The following is a 20,716-nucleotide window of genomic DNA, read 5'->3' as shown; positions in this document are numbered from 1 at the left end:
CGCTCCTCGTGCGCGTCGGGATCAGCCGTGCTTGGCGCGGCTCGCGGCGCGGGCGCGCTCGCGGGCGTCCAGGTTCACCTTGCGGATGCGGACCGCCTCCGGGGTGACCTCCACGCACTCGTCGTCGCGGCAGAACTCCAGGGACTGCTCCAGCGACAGCTTGCGCGGCGGCACGATCGACTCGGCCACGTCGGCCGTGGACGACCGCATGTTGGTGAGCTTCTTCTCCTTGGTGATGTTGACGTCCATGTCGTCGGAGCGCGAGTTCTCGCCGACGATCATGCCCTCGTACACCTCGGTGCCGGGCTCGGTGAACAGCACGCCGCGCTCCTGGAGGTTGGTCATCGCGAACGCGGTGACCGCGCCGGCGCGGTCGGCGACCAGGGAGCCGTTGTTACGGGTGGTGAGCGTGCCGAACCAGGGCTCGTGGCCCTCGTGGATGGAGTGGCCGATGCCCGTGCCACGGGTCTGGGTCAGGAACTCCGTACGGAAGCCGATCAGACCGCGGGAGGGCACCACGAACTCCATGCGCACCCAGCCCGAGCCGTGGTTGGACATGTTGTCCATCCGGCCCTTGCGGACGCCCATGAGCTGCGTGACGGCGCCCATGTGCTCCTCGGGGACGTCGATCGTCATGCGCTCGACCGGCTCGTGGACCTTGCCGTCGATCTCCTTGGTGACGACCTGCGGCTTGCCGACGGTGAGCTCGTAGCCCTCGCGGCGCATCTGCTCGACCAGGATGGCCAGCGCCAGCTCGCCGCGGCCCTGCACCTCCCAGGCGTCGGGGCGGTCGGTGTCCAGGACGCGCAGCGAGACGTTGCCGATCAGCTCGCGGTCCAGGCGGTCCTTGACCTGTCGGGCGGTGACCTTGCGGTCCTTGACGGCCGCCTTGTTGTCGGCGCCCTTGCCGGTGCCGCCGCGGCCGACCAGCGGGGAGGTGTTGGTGCCGATGGTCATGGAGATCGCCGGCTCGTCCACCGTGATCAGCGGCAGCGCGACCGGGTTCTCCTGGTCGGCCAGGGTCTCGCCGATCATGATGTCCGGGATGCCGGCGACGGCGCAGATGTCACCGGGGCCCGCCTTCTCGGCGGGCTTGCGGGTGAGCGCCTCGGTCATCATCAGCTCGGAGATGCGCACGTTGGAGACGGACCCGTCGCGCTTCATCCAGGCGACCGTCTGCCCCTTCTTCAGCTCGCCCTGGTGCACGCGGAGCAGGGCGATACGGCCGAGGAAGTTGTCGGCGTCGAGGTTGGTGACGTGGGCCTGGAGCGGGGCGTCCTCGTCGTAGGTCGGGGCCGGGATGTGCTCCAGGATCGTGGAGAAGAACGGCTCCAGGCTGGTGGAGTCCGCCGGGACCGTGCCGTCCTCGGGCTTGGTGAGGGAGGCCACACCGTCCCGGCCGCAGGCGTAGACGATCGGGAACTCGATCTGCTCCTCGTCGGCGTCCAGGTCGAGGAAGAGGTCGTAGGTCTCGTTGACCACCTCGTCGATGCGGGCGTCCGGGCGGTCCGTCTTGTTGATGCAGAGGATGATCGGCAGCCGCTGCTGGAGCGCCTTGCGCAGGACGAAGCGGGTCTGCGGCAGCGGGCCCTCGGAGGCGTCCACCAGCAGCACCACACCGTCGACCATCGACAGGCCGCGCTCGACCTCGCCGCCGAAGTCGGCGTGGCCGGGGGTGTCGATGATGTTGATGGTGATGGGCTCCCCGCCGTCCTTGGGGTGGTACTTCACCGCCGTGTTCTTGGCGAGGATCGTGATGCCCTTCTCACGCTCCAGGTCGTTCGAGTCCATCATGCGGTCGTCGACCGAGTCGAGCTGGTGCGCGGCGAAGGCGCCGGCCTGCTTGAGCATGCCGTCCACGATGGTGGTCTTGCCGTGGTCGACGTGGGCGACGATGGCGACGTTGCGGATGTCGTGGCGCGTGGCCATAAAAGGCGTACTCCCGGAGTGCTGAGGAATGCCCCGCACGGGCGTCTGTGGTGTGCGGGCCCTGCCGGGCTGAACACGCCTCGGCCTCACCCCATGGTACGGGGCCGCCGGAGGGTCCGCCTTCGCGAGCCCGTGGGCCCTCTGTTACTCCTGGGAGCCGGAAGGACGCGTTCGGATATCGGAGTGCGCGCGAACACGTTTCGGACATGTAAAGAAAAAGCTGTACCTAATTGTCCGAATTGCCGCTTTCTCTCCAGAGGTGTCAAGCGCGCGTAGGTGTCAATCTTTGCAATTTTCGCTCAAAATATGAACGGTAGGGAGATCCCTATGCCTTCCGCCCTTGACGCGCGTTGACTGTCTTGGCGAAAGTTCCCCCAAACCACAGAACCTGCCGGTATCTGTGCTGCGCTCAACTCTCCAACCCCCCGGGGGACGAACACGATGACCAGTCCAATCAAGGCCGAGGACTCCGGGTCCGCGGCTGTCTTGGACCCTGAGCTCGCGGCGACCACCGAAAACGCGGTCGCCAAGAGTGAAAAGCAGCCCGAGGGTCGTTCCCCCGGCCAGTTGATGTGGCAGCGCTTCAAGCGCGACCGTACCGGAGTCGTCGCCGCGTGTGTGGTGATTTTCTTCTTCGTGGCCGCCGCGTGCGCCCCGCTGATCTCGAAGGTGTACGGCAAGGACCCGTACACCCTCTACGGGCAGGAGAACCCGGAGCTCCTCGACATGTTCACCATGCCGGCGAAGGCCTTCGGCGGCATCGACGGGGAGTTCTGGTTCGGCGTCGAGCCCGGTCTGGGACGTGACGTGTTCACGCAGCTGCTGTACGGCATCCGGACCTCGCTCGCCACGGCGCTGGCCGCGACGATCCTGATGACGGTGCTGGGTGTGCTGATCGGCCTCGCCGGCGGCTACTTCGGCGGGAAGATCGACTACTGGCTCGGCCGGATCACCGACTTCTTCATGGCCCTGCCCAGCCAGCTGTTCTTCGTCGCCGCGATGCCCGTCATCACCACGGTGTTCGTCGCCCCGGACAAGGAGACGCCCACCTATGTGCGCACCTGCGCGATCATCATCGTGCTGTCCTTCCTGGGCTGGATGAGCATGGCGCGGATCGTCCGTGGCGCCACGCTCTCCCTGCGCGACCGGGAGTTCATCGAGGCGGCGCGGATCTCCGGGGCCTCCCCCTGGCGCATCATCCGCAAGGAACTGCTGCCCAACATCGTCACGCCGACGCTGGTGCAGGCGACGCTCATGCTGCCCGCCACCATCCTCAGTATCGCGTTCCTCTCCTTCGTGGGTGTGGGCTACGTCGAACCCACGCCGGACTGGGGGCGGATGTTCGCCATCGGCGCCAACACCGTGGAGCAGGATCCGTACTACATGCTCTTCCCCGGAGTGGCCATGGTGATCTTCGTCGTGGCCTTCAACCTCCTCGGCGACTCGGTGCGGGATGCCTTCGATCCCAAGACGGGGCGCTGAGCCACAGGGGAAATCCCCCCACACGCTCGCCCGGCCGGTCCCCGGCGCCGTACGGCCCGGCTCCGACCACGTACCAGCAGTGCTCACTACTCACAGGCAGGTGGATCCGTCCCCATGAGCATCTTCCGTAACCGTGCCGCCACGGCCGCGATCGTCGCGGTCGCCGCCGGCGCCCTGACCCTCACCGCCTGCGGTGGCGGCGGCAGCGACAGTCCGGCCAAGGACAACAGCAAGCAGAAAGAGGACGCCAAGTCGCAGTCGAAGCCGGTGCAGATCGGTGACGTGAAGGCGTCGACCGGTCCGGCTCCCGAGGTCCCGGGCGCCCAGCCGGGCGGCACCATGGCCGTCTACCAGGAGGACGACTTCTCCCACCTGGACCCGGGGCAGATCTACGTCTCGGACGGCAAGCTGCTCAGCCGCCTCATCTTCCGCGGTCTCACCCAGTACTCCGAGGACGACCAGGGCAACCTGACCGTCGTGGGTGACCTCGCCACCGACGCGGGCAAGGTCTCGGACGGCGGCAAGACCTGGACCTACACCCTGAAGGACGACCTGAAGGACGAGAACGGCAACCCGATCAACTCGGCGGACGTCCGCCACACGATCGAGCGCCTCTACGCCACCTTCATCACCGACGGTCCGACCTACCTGCAGCAGTGGCTGTCCGGTGCCGGCACCACCTACCGCGACGCGTACGAGGGTCCGTTCAAGGGCAAGCACCTGCCGAACGACGTCCTGGAGACGCCGGACGACAAGACGATCGTCTTCCACTTCAAGGACGCGCAGCCCGACCTCCCGCAGATGCTGACCATGCCCGGTTACAGCGTCGTCCCGGAGGAGACGGACACCAAGGAGAAGTACGACTCCGACCCGGTCGCCACGGGTCCGTACAAGATCGCCGACTTCAAGCCCGGCAAGTCCATGAAGCTGGTCAAGAACGCCGAGTGGGACGCGAAGTCCGACTCCGTGCGTCACCAGTACGTCGACGGTTTCAACATCTCGATGAACCACGACGACGAGGACCAGACCAAGACGCTCCTGGCCGACCAGGGCGAGGCCAAGAACGCGATGATGTTCACGGGCCAGGTCGCCACCACCCAGCTCCAGAAGGTGGTGAGCAACAAGGAGGCCATGAAGCGCACCGTCCAGGGCTACGCGCCCTACGTGTGGCAGCTGAACTTCAACATGGACCGCGTCAAGGACAAGAAGCTCCGTGACGCCATCACCCTCGCCATGCCCTCCGCCTCGGTCTTCAAGGCCGACGGTGGCGCCTACGGCGGTGAGGTCGCCAACTCCCTGATGTCGCCCACGACTCCGGGTTACGACGAGGCCTTCGACCCGTTCAACCGCTCGAAGAAGCCCAACGGCGACATCGAGGCCGCCAAGAAGCTGATCAAGGAAGGCGGCTTCGAGGGCAAGAGCCTCGTCTACGCCTACGCCAACACGCCGGTCCGCCAGCAGCAGGCCGTCCTGATCACCGACGCCCTGGAGAAGATCGGTCTCGACATCCAGAAGAAGGAGATCGACGGCGCCACCTGGTACGAGCAGGTCGGTAAGGTCAAGAACGGCTACGACCTGTACATGACCGGCTGGGGCCAGGACTGGCCGTCCGCCTCCACGGTCTTCCCGCCGCTCTACGACGGCACGCAGATCCAGGACGGTTCGTCGAACTACTCGCACATCAACGACGACCACGTCAACTCGGAGATCAAGCGCATCCTGCAGATCACCGACACCGCCGAGGCCACCAAGGCGTGGGCCGAGCTGAACGAGTACATCTCCAAGGAGATCAACCCGGCCGCCCCGATCTACTACACCAAGGTCTTCCAGATCTTCGGTTCGAACGTCGGCGGCATCCGCTACAGCTCCGACTCGAGCTACGTGGACGTCACCCGGGTCTTCCTGAAGAAGTAACCGCCGGCCCGGGATCCCGGTGGTGGGCGCGCGGCGGAGCGCCCACCACCGGGCCCCGGACGTCTCCAGACTCACCCTCCGAATTGCCGCCGTCCTGAGAGCAGCTTCCTGCCATGCTTCCATTCCTCATTCGCCGGACATTCGGCGCGGCGCTGATCCTGGTGTTGATCAGTGCGTTCACCTTCTTCATGTTCTTCGCGATCCCGCAGGACCCGGCGCTGCTGGCCTGTGGCAAGAACTGCACTCCGGACGCGCTGGAGATCATCCACAAGAACCTCGGCCTCGACCAGCCGGTCACCGTCCAGTACTGGAACTTCCTGATCGGCATCTTCGCCGGCCGTGACTTCGCCGTCGGCCACTGCGACGCCCCCTGCTTCGGTGTCTCCTTCGCCAACAACCAGAACGTCTGGGACACCATCGTCGACCGCTTCCCGCTGACGATCTCGCTGACCGTCGGCAGCCTGCTGGTCTTCCTCGTCGTCGGCCTCGGCGCCGGCATGCTCGCCGCGAAGTACCGCGGCACCTGGGTGGACAAGACCTTCAGCTCCGGCTCGCTGGTCGTCAGCTCCATGCAGATCTACTTCCTCGGCCCGCTGGTGCTGCTCGGCCTGGTCTACAGCACCGGATGGCTCGACAAGCCGAAGTACGTCCCCTTCTCCGAGGACCTCGGCGGCTGGTTCATGGGTCTGCTGATCCCCTGGGTCGTCATGGCGACCATCTTCACCGCCAACTACACTCGTATGAGCCGGTCCTCGATGATCGAGCAGCTCCAGGAAGAACACGTCAAGGCGGCCCGCGCCAAGGGCATGTCGGGCAACTTCGTCTTCTTCCGCTACGCCTGGCGCGGCTCCCTCATCCCCATCGTCACCATCCTCGGCATCGACCTGTCCTCGCTGCTCTCGGGCGGCATGGTGACGGAGCTGACGTTCGGTCTGGCCGGTCTCGGCCGGCTCGCGCTGGACTCCGTCACCGACAAGGACCTGCCGATGCTGATGGGCGTCATGCTGGTCAGCGCCGCGCTCATCATCCTCTTCAACCTGATCGTGGACGCTCTGTACGCCGTCATCGACCCGCGCGTGCGTCTGTCCTAGGAGAACCCACCGTGACCACTCAGACCAAGCCCGAAGAGGCTCCGGCCGCCGCCGCGGGGGAAGCCTTCCTCTCGGTGCGCGACCTCAAGGTCCACTTCTCCACCGACGACGGCATCGTCAAGGCGGTGGACGGGCTCTCCTTCGACCTGGAGCGCGGCAAGACCCTCGGCATCGTGGGCGAGTCCGGCTCCGGCAAGTCGGTGACCAACCTGGCCGTGCTCGGCCTGCACAACCGCAAGAAGACCGCCGTCGACGGAACGATCACGCTGGACGGCCAGGAGCTGACCACGGCCGGCGAGAAGCAGCTGGAGACGCTGCGCGGCAAGAAGATGGCGATGATCTTCCAGGACGCGCTGACCGCGCTGTCGCCGTACTACACGGTCGGCCGGCAGATCGGTGAGCCGTTCATGAAGCACACCGGCGCCTCCAAGAGGGACGCCCGGGTGCGCGCCATCGACCTGCTGGAGAAGGTCGGCATCCCGCACCCGCAGCAGCGGGTCGACGACTACCCGCACCAGTTCTCCGGCGGTATGCGCCAGCGCGCCATGATCGCCATGGCGCTCTCCTGCGACCCGGACCTGCTCATCGCCGACGAGCCGACCACGGCGCTCGACGTGACGGTGCAGGCGCAGATCCTCGACCTGCTCAAGGACCTGCAGCAGGAGTTCGGCTCCGCGATCATCATGATCACCCACGACCTCGGTGTGGTCGCCAACATGGCCGACGACATCCTGGTGATGTACGCCGGCCGTGCCGTGGAGCGCGGCTCGGTGCGCGAGGTGCTCAAGTCGCCTCAGCACCCGTACACCTGGGGCCTGCTGAGCTCGATGCCGAGGCTCTCCGGCTCCGTCGACGAGCCGCTGATGCCGATCCCGGGATCGCCGCCCTCCCTGCTCAACCCGCCCTCGGGCTGCCCGTTCCACCCGCGGTGCGGCTTCACCGACAAGGTCTCGGGGGACCGTTGTTCGGGCGAGCGCCCGCTGCTCGCCCAGGGACGTGCCGCCGCCTGCCACCTGACGGCGGAGCAGCGGCAGCAGGTGTTCATCGAGAAGATTCAGCCCCGGCTGGGCTGAGCGGAAACCGGCGACTGGGGCATCACCATGAGCGACAACAGCAAGACGACCACGGCGGTCGCCGACACCGTCCCGCAGCAGCGGGACGGTGACAGCGCACCGCTGCTGAAGGTCAGTGGTCTGACGAAGCACTTCCCGATCAAGGGTGGCTTCCCGATCCGGCGCACCGTCGGCGCGGTCAAGGCCGTCGACGGCCTCGACTTCGAGGTCTTCCCGGGGGAGAGCCTCGGCCTCGTCGGCGAGTCCGGCTGTGGCAAGTCGACGACCGGCCGGCTGCTGACCCGGCTGTACGAGCCGACCACGGGCACCATCGAGTACAAGGGCAAGGACATCAGCCGGGCCGGCCGCCGGGAGCTGGCGCCGATCAGGTCCGAGATCCAGATGATCTTCCAGGACCCGTACACGGCGCTGAACCCGCGGCAGACCGTGGGCACGATCATCTCGGGCCCGATGGAGATCAACGGGATCAACCCGCCGGGCGGCCGTGAGAAGCGGGTCCGGGAACTCCTGGAGATCGTCGGTCTCAACCCGGAGCACTACAACCGCTTCCCGCACGAGTTCTCCGGCGGCCAGCGCCAGCGCATCGGCGTCGCGCGCGCCATCGCGCTGGAGCCGAAGCTGATCATCGCCGACGAGCCGGTCTCGGCCCTCGACGTGTCGATCCAGGCCCAGGTGGTGAACCTGCTGCAGGAGGTGCAGCGGGAGATGGGGATCGCCTTCGTCTTCATCGCCCACGACCTGGCGATCGTGCGGCACTTCTCGCAGCGCGTCGCGGTGATGTACCTCGGCAAGATCGTGGAGATCGCGGACCGCGACTCGATCTACAACGGCCCCCGTCACCCGTACACGCACGCGCTGCTGTCCGCCGTCCCGGACGCCGACATCGACGCGGAGAAAAGGGAGCGCATCCGTCTCGAGGGAGACGTGCCCTCGCCGATCTCCCCGCCGTCCGGCTGCCGCTTCCGCACCCGCTGCTGGAAGGCGCAGGACAAGTGCGCGACCGAGGAGCCGCCGCTGCTCCGGATCGAGGGCAGCAAGCCGGGGCACCTGACGGCCTGCCACTTCCCGGAGGAGCCCACGACCGAGGCCCGCGCCGAGGACGTGGTGATGGACCCGGGGCTGAAGGCGCTGGAGAAGAACGACGTGGCCAAGGCCTGACGTCGGCCCCCTGAAGGGACCCGGGGCACGGGTGCGGGAGCGCAGGACTCCCGCACCCGTGCCCTTTCGGCTGCCCTTTCACCGCCCCCTCCGGGCGTCTCATACGTACATACGGCTGGAGTCCCCCTCGTACAGACGCCGTACGTGTGCGTGGTGAACCTTTTGTGTCGATATTGGCGTAAAGGGTCGGCGCACGTACGAGGAGGCACCCCATGCGCGGAGCCACGCACGCCCGATGGGCCGTCTGCGCGGTGGCGGTCGCCCTCGCCGCGACCGCCTGCGGAGGCGAGAGCAGTGCCGGCGACTCCGGTGCCGTACTGAGCGCCTCCTGGGGTGACCCGCAGAACCCGCTGGAGCCGGCCAACACCAACGAGGTCCAGGGCGGCAAGGTCCTCGACATGATCTTCCGGGGACTGAAGCGGTACGACCCGGTCACCGGCGAGGCGGAGAACATGCTCGCGGAGAGGATCGAGACCTCCGACTCGCAGCACTTCACGATCACGATCAAGGACGGCTGGACCTTCAGCAACGGCGAGAAGGTCACCGCCCGGTCCTTCGTCGACGCCTGGAACTACGGCGCGAGCCTGAAGAACAACCAGCGCAACGCGTACTTCTTCGGCTACATCGAGGGCTACGACAAGGTCCACCCGGAGGACGGCGGCAAGCAGACCGCCGACACCCTGTCCGGCCTGAAGGTCACGGGCGACCGCACCTTCACCGTCGCGCTCACCCAGAAGTTCTCGACCTTCCCCGACACCCTCGGCTACAACGCCTTCGCCCCGCTGCCCCGCGCCTTCTTCGACGACCACGACGCCTGGGTGAAGAAGCCGGTCGGCAACGGCCCGTACCTGGTCGACTCGTACACCCGCGGCTCGCAGATGTCCCTGCGCACCCGGCCCGACTACCCCGGCCCCGACAAGGCCCGCAACGGCGGCGTCGACCTCAAGGTCTACACCGACAACAACACCGCCTACACCGACCTGATGGCCGGCAACCTCGACCTGGTCGACGACGTCCCCGCCGCCCAGCTCAAGAACGTGCGGAGCGACCTCGGCGACCGCTACCTCAACACCCCCGCCGGCATCCTCCAGACCCTCGCCTTCCCCTACTACGACGACGCCTGGAGCAGACCCGGCGCGGAGAAGGTCCGCAAGGGCCTGTCCATGGCCATCGACCGCGAGCAGATCACCGACACGCTCTTCCACGGGACCCGCACCCCCGCCACCGACTGGACCTCCCCGGTCCTCGGCAAGGACGGCGGCTACCGGGCCGGCCTGTGCGGGGAGTTCTGCGAGTACGACCCGGACGACGCCAAGAAGCTCATCCGGGAGGGCGGCGGGCTGCCCGGCGGCAAGGTGACCATCACCTACAACGCGGACACCGGCTCCCACCGCGCCTGGGTCGACGCCGTCTGCAACTCCATCAACAACGCGCTGGACGACGAACGCGCCTGTGTCGCCGAACCGGTCGGCACCTTCGCCGACTACCGCAACCGGATCACCGGCCGCGAGATGAGCGGCCCGTTCCGCGCCGGCTGGCAGATGGACTACCCGCTCATCCAGAACTTCCTCCAGCCGCTCTACTACACGGGCGCCTCCTCCAACGACGGCAAGTGGTCCGACGAGCGGTTCGACGACCTCGTCGACCGGGCCAACCGGGAGACCGACCCCGCCAAGGCCGTCGGCCTGTTCCAGCAGGCCGAGGAGGTCGTCCGCGACGACATGGCCGCCATCCCGCTCTGGTACCAGAACGGCAGCGCCGGCTGGTCCGAACGCCTCTCCGACGTCAGACTCAACCCCTTCAGCGTCCCCGTCTACGACCAGATCAAGGTGAGCTGAACCGCCATGGGACGCTACGTCGTCCGGCGGCTGCTCCAGATGATCCCGGTGTTCATCGGGGCCACGCTGCTGATCTTCCTGATGGTCAACGTGATGGGCGACCCCATCGCGGGCCTCTGCGGCGAACGCCGGTGCGACCCGGCGACCGCGGGGCGGCTGCGGCAGGAGTTCGGCCTCGACCGGCCGGTCTGGCAGCAGTACCTGACCTACATGGGGAACGTCTTCACCGGCGACTTCGGCACCGCCTTCAACGGCCAGGAGGTCACCGAGCTGATGTCGACGGCGTTCCCCGTCACCATCCGGCTCACCCTGATCGCGATCGTCTTCGAGGTCGTCGTCGGCGTCACCCTCGGCGTGGTCACCGGACTGCGCCGGGGCCGCCCCGTCGACACCGGCGTCCTGCTGTTCACCCTCGTCGTCATCTCCGTGCCCACCTTCGTCACCGGCCTGCTGCTCCAACTGCTGCTCGGCGTGAAGTGGGGCTGGATCCGGCCCTCGGTCTCCACCGAGGCACCCTTCGCCGAACTGCTCCTGCCCGGCCTGGTCCTGGCCTCCGTCTCCCTCGCCTACGTCACCCGGCTGACCCGCACCTCCATCGCCGAGAACCGGCGCTCCGACTACGTCCGCACCGCCATCGCCAAGGGCCTGCCCCGCCACCGGGTGGTCGTGCGGCACCTGCTGCGCAACTCCCTCATCCCCGTGGTCACCTTCATCGGCGCCGACATCGGCTTCCTCATGGGCGGCGCGATCGTCACCGAGCGGATCTTCAACATCCACGGCGTCGGCTACCAGCTCTACCAGGGCATCCTGCGGCAGAGCACCCAGACCGTCGTCGGCTTCGTCACCGTGCTCGTGCTGGTCTTCCTGGTCGCCAACCTCGTCGTCGACCTCCTCTACGCCGTACTGGACCCGAGGATCCGCTATGCCTGAGCAGCACTACGAACCCGAGCCCGCCGTCGCGGGGGCCGCCATCGGCGGCACCGTGGAGGTGGGCGTCGAGGAGGCCGAGACGCTGGAGAAGCGGCCGGAGGGCCGAGGCGGCCCCGGACCACGGGACAAGCCCCGCTCCCTGTGGTCCGACGCCTGGCGCGACCTGCGCCGCAACCCCGTCTTCCTCGTCTCGGGCCTGGTCATCCTCTTCCTGGTCTTCATCTCCCTGTGGCCCTCGGCGATCGCCCCCGGCAGCCCCCTCGAGTGCGACCTGGCCAGGGCCCAGGAGGGTTCCCGGCCGGGCCACCCCTTCGGCTTCGACGGCCAGGGCTGCGACGTCTACACCCGCACCGTCCACGGCGCCCGTACGTCCGTCACGGTCGGCGTCCTGGCCACCCTGGGCGTCGCGGTCCTGGGCAGCGTCCTGGGCGCCCTGGCGGGCTTCTTCGGCGGCGTCTGGGACTCGGTCCTGTCCCGCGTCACCGACGTCTTCTTCGCCATCCCGGTCGTCCTCGGCGGACTGGTGCTGCTGTCGGTCATCACCAGCAACACCGTCTGGCCCGTCATCGGGTTCATCGTGCTGCTCGGCTGGCCGCAGATCTCCCGCATCGCCCGCGGCTCCGTCATCACCGTCAAACAGAACGACTACGTCCAGGCCGCCCGCGCGCTCGGCGCCTCCCCCGCCCGCCTGATGCTCCGGCACATCGCGCCCAACGCCGTCGCCCCGGTCATCGTCGTCGCGACCATCGCGCTCGGCACCTACATCGCCCTGGAGGCCACCCTGTCCTACCTCGGCGTCGGCCTGAAGCCGCCCAGCGTCTCCTGGGGCATCGACATCTCCGCCGCCTCCCCGTACGTCCGCAACGCCCCGCACGCGCTGCTGTGGCCCTCCGGGGCCCTCGCGATCACCGTCCTGGCGTTCATCATGCTCGGCGACGCGGTGCGCGACGCCCTCGACCCGAAGCTGAGGTGAGCGACCGTGCTGCTCGAAGTGCGCGACCTGCACGTGGAGTTCCACACCCGTGACGGGGTCGCCAAGGCCGTCGACGGCGCCGGCTACGCCGTGGACGCGGGCGAGACCCTGGCCGTGCTCGGCGAGTCCGGCTCCGGCAAGTCCGTGACCGCGCAGGCCGTCATGGGCATCCTCGACACGCCGCCCGCCCGGATCACCGGCGGCGAGGTGCTGTTCCAGGGCCGGGACCTGCTGAAACTGAAGGAGGACGAACGCCGCAGGGTCCGGGGCGCCGAGATGGCGATGATCTTCCAGGACGCGCTGTCGTCCCTCAACCCCGTGCTCTCCGTCGGCGACCAGCTCGCCGAGATGTTCACCGTGCACCGGGGCACGTCCCGCAAGGACGCGCGGGCGAAGGCGGTCGAGCTGATGGACCGGGTGCGCATCCCCGCCGCCCGGGAGCGGGTCGGGCAGTACCCGCACCAGTTCTCCGGCGGCATGCGCCAGCGCATCATGATCGCCATGGCGCTGGCCCTGGAACCCGCCCTGATCATCGCCGACGAGCCCACCACCGCCCTCGACGTCACCGTCCAGGCCCAGGTCATGGAGCTGCTCTCGGAACTCCGGCGCGAGTACGGCATGGGCCTGGTCCTCATCACCCACGACCTGGGCGTGGTCGCCGACGTCGCCGACCGCATCGCCGTGATGTACGCGGGCCGGATCGTCGAATCGGCCCCCGTGCACGACATCTACAAGGCCCCGGCGCACCCGTACACCCGCGGCCTGCTGGACTCCGTCCCCCGCCTGGACCTCAAGGGCCGGGAGCTCTACGCCATCAAGGGCCTGCCGCCCAACCTCACGCGCGTCCCGCCGGGCTGCGCCTTCCACCCCCGCTGCCCACTGGCCCGCGATGTCTGCCGCACCGACGAACCCCCGCTGTACGAGGTCTCGCCGGCGCGGGGGAGCGCCTGCCACTTCTGGAGGGAGTGCCTGAATGGCTGAGCCGGTCCTGGAGGTCAGCGACCTGGTCAAGCACTACCCGCTGACGCGGGGCGTCGTCCTCCGCAAGCAGGTCGGCGCCGTACGGGCGGTCGACGGCGTGGACTTCACGCTCGGCCGGGGCGAGACGCTGGGCATCGTCGGCGAGTCCGGCTGCGGCAAGTCCACGGTCGCGAGGATGCTGGTCAACCTCGAACGCCCGACGGCCGGTTCGATCCGCTACAAGGGCGAGGACATCACCAGGCTGTCGGGCAAGGCCCTGAAGGCCGTACGCCGCAACATCCAGATGGTCTTCCAGGACCCGTACACCTCCCTCAACCCCCGTATGACGGTGGGCGACATCATCGGGGAGCCGTACGACATCCATCCCGAGGCGGCCCCGAAGGGCGACCGGCGAAGGAGGGTCCAGGACCTGCTGGACGTCGTCGGCCTCGACCCGGAGTACGTCAACCGCTATCCGCACCAGTTCTCCGGCGGCCAGCGCCAGCGCATCGGCATCGCACGGGGCCTGGCGCTGCGCCCCGAGGTGATCGTCGCCGACGAACCGGTCTCCGCGCTGGACGTGTCGGTGCAGGCCCAGGTCGTCAACCTGATGGACCGGCTGCAGAGCGAGTTCGGTCTGGCGTACGTGTTCATCGCGCACGACCTGTCGATCGTCCGGCACATCTCCGACCGGATCGGGGTGATGTACCTGGGGCGGATCGTGGAGACCGGCACGGACACCGAGATCTACGAGCACCCCACGCACCCGTACACCCAGGCACTGCTCTCCGCCGTGCCCGTACCGGACCCGGAGGCCAGGGAGCACCGGGAGCGGATCATCCTCAGCGGTGACGTCCCCTCGCCGACGGACATCCCCTCCGGCTGCCGCTTCCGCACCCGCTGCTGGAAGGCGCGGGAGCGCTGCGCGCTGGAGGTGCCGGCCCTCGCGGTGCCCGAGTGGTTCCGCCCGGCAGGGGGGCCGGTGGCGCACGACTCGGCCTGCCACTTCGCGGAGGCCGTATCGATCAGGCGCTCCGCGCCGGGGGTACTGGCACCGGTGGAGGGGCACGGCGACGGGCCGGGATGACATGGCGCATCCCGGCCCGCTTACGGCACCCGCACGGCCGTACGCTGATCAGCGTGCCGTGTCCGTATATCGGTACCGCTTCCGTGAAGTTGCGTGCGTGTTAACGCGGTTCGTCCCCGTTTGCGAGCCCCAGCGAGCGCTTGAGGAAGCCGAGCTGGAGCCGGAGCAGGTTCTCGGCGACCTCCTCCTGCGGGGTCATGTGGGTGACGCCGGACAGGGGCAGCACCTCGTGCGGGCGGCCGGCCGCCAGCAGCGCGGAGGAGAGCCGCAGGGAGTGGGCGACCACCACGTTGTCGTCCGCGAGGCCGTGGATGATCATCATCGGGCGGTGCGGCGCGGGGGCGGCGTCGACCAGGCCCGCGTCGTCGATCACCGAGTTGCGGCGGTAGACCTCCGGCTGCTCGTCCGGGTGGCCGATGTAGCGTTCCTGGTAGTGGGTGTCGTACAGGCGCAGATCGGTGACCGGGGCGCCCACCACGGCCGCGTGGAAGACGTCGGGCCGGCGCAGGGCGGCGAGGGCCGCCAGGTAGCCGCCGAAGGACCAGCCCCGGACGGCGACCCGGTCAAGGTCGAGCGGGAAGTCGGCGGCGAGCGCCTGGAGGGCGTCCACCTGGTCCTGGACGACGAGGGCGGCGATGTCGTCCCGGACGGACTTCTCCCAGGCGGGCGAGCGGCCCGGCGTCCCGCGCCCGTCGGCGACGATCACCGCGAACCCCTGGTCGGCGAACCACTGCGAGGTCAGATGCGGATTGCGGGCGGCGAGCACCCGCTGCCCGTGCGGACCGCCATAGGGGTCCATGAGCACCGGCAGGGCGGTGTCACCGGCGTAGTCCCGAGGCATAAGCACGGCGCACGGAATTCGGCGTGCGCCCCCCTGGGTCAGGGTCACGCGGGGGGACATACCGGGGTCTTCGGCGTACGACGGGACAGTCGCCGTCGGTTTCCCGTCACGCAGCACCTGGACCCGCGAACCTGGCCGGTCCAAGGCCGCCGAGACGAGCACGGTCACGCCCCCGGCGCGTACCGCCGAGTGCACACCGGGCTCCCGCGAGACGCGCTCCACGCCGAGTTCGTTCACCCGGTAGACGTGCACCTCGCCGATCTCGGGGTCGGTCGCCTCCTCGCCCGCCGACGCCGAGACCAGCACGTCGTCGTCGGAGACGTCCAGTACGGCGCGGATGTGCAACTGCGCTCCGGTGAGCGGTCGTTCGCCGACGGCGAGTCGTCGCGCGCCTCCCTCGTCCGCGATCCGGACGAGCTGCCCGGAGGGGCTCCAGCACGGCACTCCGGGGAACAGTTCAAGCCAAATTCGATCTTCGTCGGCGTGCACCATCCGGGTCGCCCCCGAGTCCGGGTCCACGGCCAGGATCAGCGCGGCGCGCTGGTCGCGCGCCTGGACGAGCAGCAGCGGGGCACCCGCCGCTGACCAGTGCACATGTGCCAGATACGGGTAGCGCGCCCGGTCCCAGGAGACCTCGGTGCGCGTCCCGTCGAGGCCGATCACGAACAGCCGGACGTCCGCGTTCGGGGTGCCCGCCGCCGGGTACGCCACCCGCTGCGGCTCCCGTTCCGGATGCGCCGGGTCGGAGATCCACCAGCGCCGTACCGGCGTGTCGTCCACGCGCGCCACCAGCAGCCGGTCCGACTCCGGGGCCCACCAGAAGCCCCGCGAGCGGCCCATCTCCTCGGCCGCGACGAACTCGGCCAGACCGTAGGTGACGCCCTCCGACTCCGGGGCGGCCAGCGCCCGTTCGTCCGCCCCCTCGGCCCCCACGACGCGCAGCGCGCCCCGGGAGGCGTAGGCGACGTACCGCCCGTCGGGCGACGGACGCGGGTCGATCACCGGCCCCGGCACGCGCAGTTCACGTGCCGTCCCGGCCCGCAGCTCGGCCGTGAAAAGCCGCCCTGACAAGGCGAAGGACGCCAACTCGACGGCCGTGTCGGTGGCGTAGCCGACGATGCCGGCGCCGCCTTCGCGGCTCCGTTCGCGCCGTGCGCGCTCCTCGGGGGAGAGGTCCTCCGAGGCCCCGCCCAGGAGGGCGCGCGGGTCGGCCGCCACGCGCTCCCCGCCCCCTTCCGTATCGAGGACCCAGAGCGAATTGGCCCGGTCCGTACCGGAACCGGAGCGCAGGAACACGACACGCGAGCCGTCGGGAGCCACGCTGAACGAACGCGGCGCGCCGAGCGTGAAGCGCAGGGTACGGGCGTGCCGTCGGGGGAAGGAGTCGGTCTCGGTCGTCATGCCCTGACCATATTGGCCATGCGCCCCCTTGTGCGGCCGTGCGCCGACCGATGCGCACGTACGGATAGTTATGATCGTTAGCGCATAGTGGGTATGAACCTGCTGGCTGCTGTGTCGCTTTACCTGCCCCCATGTTCCTACGTCCCCCTACCCCGCGCCCTGGGACCTTTGGAGGTGAACCGCCGTGGCACTCTCGATTTCGGCGGTGGTGCTGCTGGCGATCATCGTCTTCCTGCTGATCAAGAAGTCGGGTCTGAAGGCGGGGCATGCCGTGGTGTGCATGCTGCTCGGCTTCTACCTCGCCTCGTCGACGATCGCCCCGACCATCAGCGAGCTGACGACGAACATCGCGGGGATGATCGGCAGCATCAACTTCTGAGCGCCGCCCCCTCGCGTGTTACCCGCCGGTAGGGAATGATGGCGGGCGATCATCCATGCGTTCAGGGGCGGAGCCGACGGTGACGACTTCCGAGGAACAGGCCAGGGTCCATGTCTTCCGGGACGACGCCCTGGGCGATCACGACGCGGTCGGCCTCGCCGCGGCGATCCGCCGGCGCGAGGTCGGCGCCGCCGAGGCCGCCCGTGACGCGGCGGCCCGGGTCAGGGCCGTCGAGCCGCGGCTCAACGCGGTCCAGACGCACCTCGACGCCCCGGCGCACGGCTCCGGTGGCCTCCTGGCCGGTGTGCCGACCTTCGTCAAGGACAACACCGACTACCAGGGGCTGCTCACGGGCCACGGAAGCGCCGCGTTCGCACCCCGCGCCGCCCGGCGGCACGCCCCGTTCGCCCGCCAGTTGCTGAGCACCGGCGTCACGGTGCTCGGCAAGACCCGGCTGCCCGAGTTCGGGTTCAGCCCCACCACGGAGTACGAGGGCGCCGAACCCGTCCGCAACCCGTGGCACACGGACCACTCGGCGGGCGGCTCGTCCGGCGGCAGCGCGGCGCTCGTCGCCGCCGGCGCGGTCCCGATCGCGCACGCCAACGACGGCGGCGGTTCGATCCGCATCCCCGCCGCCTGCTGCGGCCTCGTCGGCCTCAAGCCCACCCGCGGCCGGATGGTGGCGAACGCGCAGGGCCGCCGGTTGCCGATCGACCTCGTCGTCGACGGCGTGGTGAGCCGCTCGGTACGGGACAGCGCGGCGTTCCTGGCCGCCGCGGAACAGCACTGGCGCAACCCGAAGTTGCCGCCCGTCGGCCTGGTCGAGGGCCCCTCGGGGCGACGGCTGCGCATCGGGCTCCTGGTGGACTCCCCGAACGGCGTCCGCTCCGACGCCGGCACCCGGACGGCGGTGACGGAGACGGCCGAGCGCCTGGAACGGCTCGGCCACACCGTGGAACCGGTGGAACTCTCCATCGACCCGCGCTTCACGGACGACTTCCTCACGTACTGGGGCCTGCTGTCGTTCCTGATCGGCGCCACCGGCAGGACGCTGGGCGCGGACTTCGACCGCCACCGCACGGACGGCCTGAGCCGGGGCCTGCGCGAGACGTACGTGAGGGCCTGGCGGACCACGCCGGCCGTACTGCGCCGGCTGAAGCGCACGCGCGAGGCGTACGCGGCCGGGTTCCGCGGCCTCGACGTGATCCTCTCCCCGGTCCTGGCCCACACCACCCCGCCGATAGGCCACTTGAGCCCGACCGTCCCGTACGCCACGCTGATCGAACGGCTCCTGGACTACGTGGCGTTCACCCCGGTCGACAACGTCGTCGGCACCCCGTCGATCTCCCTGCCGTCCACGAGCACGACACCGGACGGGCTGCCCGTCGGCGTCATGTTCTCCGCCCGGCCGGGAGCTGAACGCACTTTGCTGGAGCTGGCGTTCGCCCTGGAGGCGGACCGGCCGTTCCGGCGCCTTCAGGACGTCTGACGGGGGTTCGGGGAGGTACTGACGAAAAACGTGAGCATCTCAGCCCTCACTGCCTTCAGCCTGCTCGTTTGAGCGTCCGGGTGACGTTGCTCTGCCGACTGCTCACGTTTTCGGCGGAGTGTGGCCTCCCCGACCGCGTGTCGCCACGGCGAGGCGAGGTGGGGAATGTTCCGTGTCCCCGGCCCGGAACCGGATCACCGAGCCCGCCCGCTCCCTGGGCCCCACAGCACCGTCAGAGCAGAAGCAGGACCGCCGCGCCCCACAGCACCGTCAGAGCCACCAGCGGAGGCCCGACCGGCATGCCCTGCTGCCCCGCCGGCGCCTCCTCCAGCGGTCTCAGCTCCGGGCGGAGCAGCAGCGCCCGCACCTCCTCGGCGACGCGCTCCGCACCCGGCTCGCGGCCCAGGCGGCGCTCCAGCCACGCCCAGCCGGTGGGGGAGATCTCCACGGGGGAGTCCTTGGCCCGGCCGACGCGGACACCGTCGTCGGAGTGCCGCACGGACGTGATCACGTTCCACGGGACCCGCCGCACACGCCATGCCCCGGTCACCCACAGCCCGTCACGGTCGGCGGTGATCCGCCAGGTGAGTGCCGTCGACACGGCCGTCACCAGCCACGGCAGGCCCACGGCCAACCACAGCCAGGTCCACGACGGCCCCTCGTCGAGCGCGGCCCAGGTGCCGCCGCCCTGCACCAGCAGCAGACCGAGGCCGACCGCACGCGAGAAGCCGTGAGCCCTCCACACCCGAGGGCCCGCCGTGGGCGTCATGTCGGCGGCGACCTCGTCGACGGACCGCTGCGGGCTCTCCCGCCCACGGCGCTGCGGCCCGCGCTCCACCCACCCCTGGACGGCCGGTTTCACCGCGGTGACGCTGCACTCCACCGCCACCTCGGCGTCGTCCGCGTCGTCGCGCGAGACGAAGGCGACTTCGGCACCGGCATAGGGGACGCCGTACAGGACGGCCTCCCGCAGCGGCGGGGTGGGACCCCCGCTCCGGAGGATCTCCGCGATCTTGCCGAGTTCGATGTCGGCCTCGGAGTCGTCGTCCACGTCGAGGCCGTCCTCTTCTTCGTCCTCGTTCTCGTCCTCGAAGGAGCACAGCGAGTGGAAGTGCAGGACCGGCCGAAGACCCTCCCGGTCGTCGGCCGCGAACACCCAGGTGCGGCCGTCGTCGTGGCCCTCGCGCACCAGTACGTGCAGCACCGGCAGCGGCCCACGCCGCAGCCGCTCCGAACGCGTCCGCCCGGCCACACCGTTCACGAGGAACGCCAGCCCCACGACGGAGCCGCCCAGCACCAGCAGTTCCCAGCCGAAGACGTCGTACGGCTCCGCGACCAGCGCCACCCAGTCGTCGTCCACGACGATGTCGACCCGGCTGCCCACGGGGAAGTCCTCGGGGTAGGCCGTCTCGAAGCGATGGGTGAGCCCGTCGGCCGTCACCGTGAGGACGTCTTCGTCGCCCTGGTCCAGGGCCGTGACCCGTCCGGACAGTTCCGTGGCGCCCGCGGCCCGCTCCTCGTACGCATCGGCGACCTGCTGGGCCTGCCAGAAGCCGAACCCCGCGACGGCCAGCGACAACACAGCCAGGACGAAGGAGAGCCGGCCCCGGTGGAACGTCCGCGCGGCGGGGGGCAGCGGCTGTGCGACCGGCCCGGCCGCCTCCAGGGCCAGCGACCGTTGCCGCCCGGCGACGGCCAGCCGGTGGACGAGCCCGGTGGTGGCGAACGCGACGGCCACGAGGAACGCGAGCGCGGACGGTTGGCCGAACGCCGCCGTGAAGCCGTCCTCCATGGCGAACCCCGTCAGCACGGCCGCGAGCCCCACGAGCGCGAGCCGTGGCTGCCGCCACACCCAGTACAGGGTCAGCACCAGCACGACGACCGTCCCGAGGCCCAGCCAGTCGGTGCCGCACGGCTCGGCGGACGTGCAGGGAGCGACGGGAGCCGCCGCCACGTCCCACACCAGCGAGACGACCAATGCCAGGAGCGCCCACAGAGGGTGAGCCCACCGGGCGGGCACGGCGGCGAGCCAGCGCTGGGCGTCGGGAGTCCGCCAGTCGGCGGTACCGGGCGGTATGTGCTCGGCGGGCAACGGCACGGGTTTTCTGGACACCCGCGCATTATGACCGCACGCGCCGTCCGGCCGGTTCAGTGCTCCTGGCCCGCCGAAG

Annotated in this window: 15 protein-coding genes; 12 read left to right on the top strand and 3 right to left on the bottom strand. The window is 69.5% G+C overall.

Going from position 1 to position 20,716, the window contains the following annotated elements; genetic code table 11:
* Window positions 1-21: 21 nt before the first annotated feature.
* On the bottom strand, window positions 22-1,929 hold the full coding sequence (gene typA, locus ACZ62B_RS05505; RefSeq protein WP_344565233.1) for a translational GTPase TypA: 1,908 nt from the start codon (window positions 1,927-1,929) through the stop codon (window positions 22-24).
* A gap of 441 nt (window positions 1,930-2,370) precedes the next feature.
* Between typA and ACZ62B_RS05500 the strand changes: the two genes are divergently transcribed.
* The 10 genes from ACZ62B_RS05500 to ACZ62B_RS05455 all read left to right on the top strand — a co-directional run bounded on the left by ACZ62B_RS05500 (window position 2,371) and on the right by ACZ62B_RS05455 (window position 14,435).
* Window positions 2,371-3,411: an ABC transporter permease gene (locus tag ACZ62B_RS05500; protein WP_344565235.1), complete on the top strand. Its 1,041-nt coding sequence runs from the start codon at window positions 2,371-2,373 to the stop codon at window positions 3,409-3,411.
* A gap of 114 nt (window positions 3,412-3,525) precedes the next feature.
* Window positions 3,526-5,325: an ABC transporter substrate-binding protein gene (locus ACZ62B_RS05495; protein WP_344565237.1), complete on the top strand. Its 1,800-nt coding sequence runs from the start codon at window positions 3,526-3,528 to the stop codon at window positions 5,323-5,325.
* Between the two features lie 113 nt (window positions 5,326-5,438).
* Entirely contained in the window at window positions 5,439-6,416 is a 978-nt protein-coding gene (locus ACZ62B_RS05490; protein ID WP_344565239.1) for an ABC transporter permease, read from the top strand.
* Between the two features lie 11 nt (window positions 6,417-6,427).
* Entirely contained in the window at window positions 6,428-7,489 is a 1,062-nt protein-coding gene (locus ACZ62B_RS05485) for an ABC transporter ATP-binding protein (RefSeq protein ID WP_344565241.1), read from the top strand.
* A gap of 27 nt (window positions 7,490-7,516) precedes the next feature.
* Window positions 7,517-8,647 carry an ABC transporter ATP-binding protein gene (locus tag ACZ62B_RS05480; protein WP_344565243.1) on the top strand — a complete coding sequence of 377 codons (1,131 nt, stop codon included), beginning with the start codon at window positions 7,517-7,519 and terminating at the stop codon, window positions 8,645-8,647.
* Window positions 8,648-8,859: 212 nt separating this feature from the next.
* Complete coding sequence (locus ACZ62B_RS05475; RefSeq protein WP_344565245.1) at window positions 8,860-10,485, top strand: peptide ABC transporter substrate-binding protein; 1,626 nt, start codon at window positions 8,860-8,862, stop codon at window positions 10,483-10,485.
* Window positions 10,486-10,491: 6 nt separating this feature from the next.
* On the top strand, window positions 10,492-11,415 hold the full coding sequence (locus tag ACZ62B_RS05470; RefSeq protein ID WP_344565247.1) for an ABC transporter permease: 924 nt from the start codon (window positions 10,492-10,494) through the stop codon (window positions 11,413-11,415).
* Window positions 11,408-12,388, top strand: a complete 981-nt coding sequence (locus ACZ62B_RS05465; protein WP_468727127.1) for an ABC transporter permease — start codon at window positions 11,408-11,410, stop codon at window positions 12,386-12,388. Before ACZ62B_RS05470 ends, ACZ62B_RS05465 begins: the two co-directional genes overlap by 8 nt.
* Before the next feature lie 6 nt (window positions 12,389-12,394).
* Window positions 12,395-13,369 (top strand): ABC transporter ATP-binding protein, encoded by a 975-nt coding sequence (locus tag ACZ62B_RS05460; RefSeq protein WP_468727125.1) that lies wholly within the window; start codon window positions 12,395-12,397, stop codon window positions 13,367-13,369.
* A complete protein-coding gene (locus tag ACZ62B_RS05455; protein WP_469689318.1) occupies window positions 13,362-14,435 on the top strand; it encodes an ABC transporter ATP-binding protein in 1,074 nt (357 codons plus the stop codon). The genes ACZ62B_RS05460 and ACZ62B_RS05455 overlap by 8 nt, the downstream gene beginning before the upstream one ends.
* A gap of 100 nt (window positions 14,436-14,535) precedes the next feature.
* Here the strand turns inward: ACZ62B_RS05455 and ACZ62B_RS05450 are convergent, their stop codons facing one another.
* Complete coding sequence (locus ACZ62B_RS05450) at window positions 14,536-16,677, bottom strand: S9 family peptidase (protein WP_469689317.1); 2,142 nt, start codon at window positions 16,675-16,677, stop codon at window positions 14,536-14,538.
* 184 nt (window positions 16,678-16,861) lie between these two features.
* Between ACZ62B_RS05450 and ACZ62B_RS05445 the strand changes: the two genes are divergently transcribed.
* Together ACZ62B_RS05445 and ACZ62B_RS05440 are read left to right on the top strand one after the other, a co-directional pair.
* Complete coding sequence (locus tag ACZ62B_RS05445; RefSeq protein ID WP_030860044.1) at window positions 16,862-17,056, top strand: hypothetical protein; 195 nt, start codon at window positions 16,862-16,864, stop codon at window positions 17,054-17,056.
* Between the two features lie 79 nt (window positions 17,057-17,135).
* Window positions 17,136-18,545 carry an amidase gene (locus ACZ62B_RS05440; RefSeq protein ID WP_469689316.1) on the top strand — a complete coding sequence of 470 codons (1,410 nt, stop codon included), beginning with the start codon at window positions 17,136-17,138 and terminating at the stop codon, window positions 18,543-18,545.
* Window positions 18,546-18,777: 232 nt separating this feature from the next.
* Here ACZ62B_RS05440 and ACZ62B_RS05435 read toward each other — a convergent pair whose 3' ends face one another.
* The gene (locus tag ACZ62B_RS05435) at window positions 18,778-20,658 is read right to left on the bottom strand and encodes a hypothetical protein (protein ID WP_469689315.1); all 1,881 of its coding nucleotides are present in this window, start codon (window positions 20,656-20,658) and stop codon (window positions 18,778-18,780) included.
* Between the last annotated feature and the right edge of the window lie 58 nt (window positions 20,659-20,716).

It is taken from the genome of Streptomyces sp. NPDC053426 (genome assembly GCF_055585405.1).
This window is presented reverse-complemented; position numbering and strand designations above follow the sequence as displayed.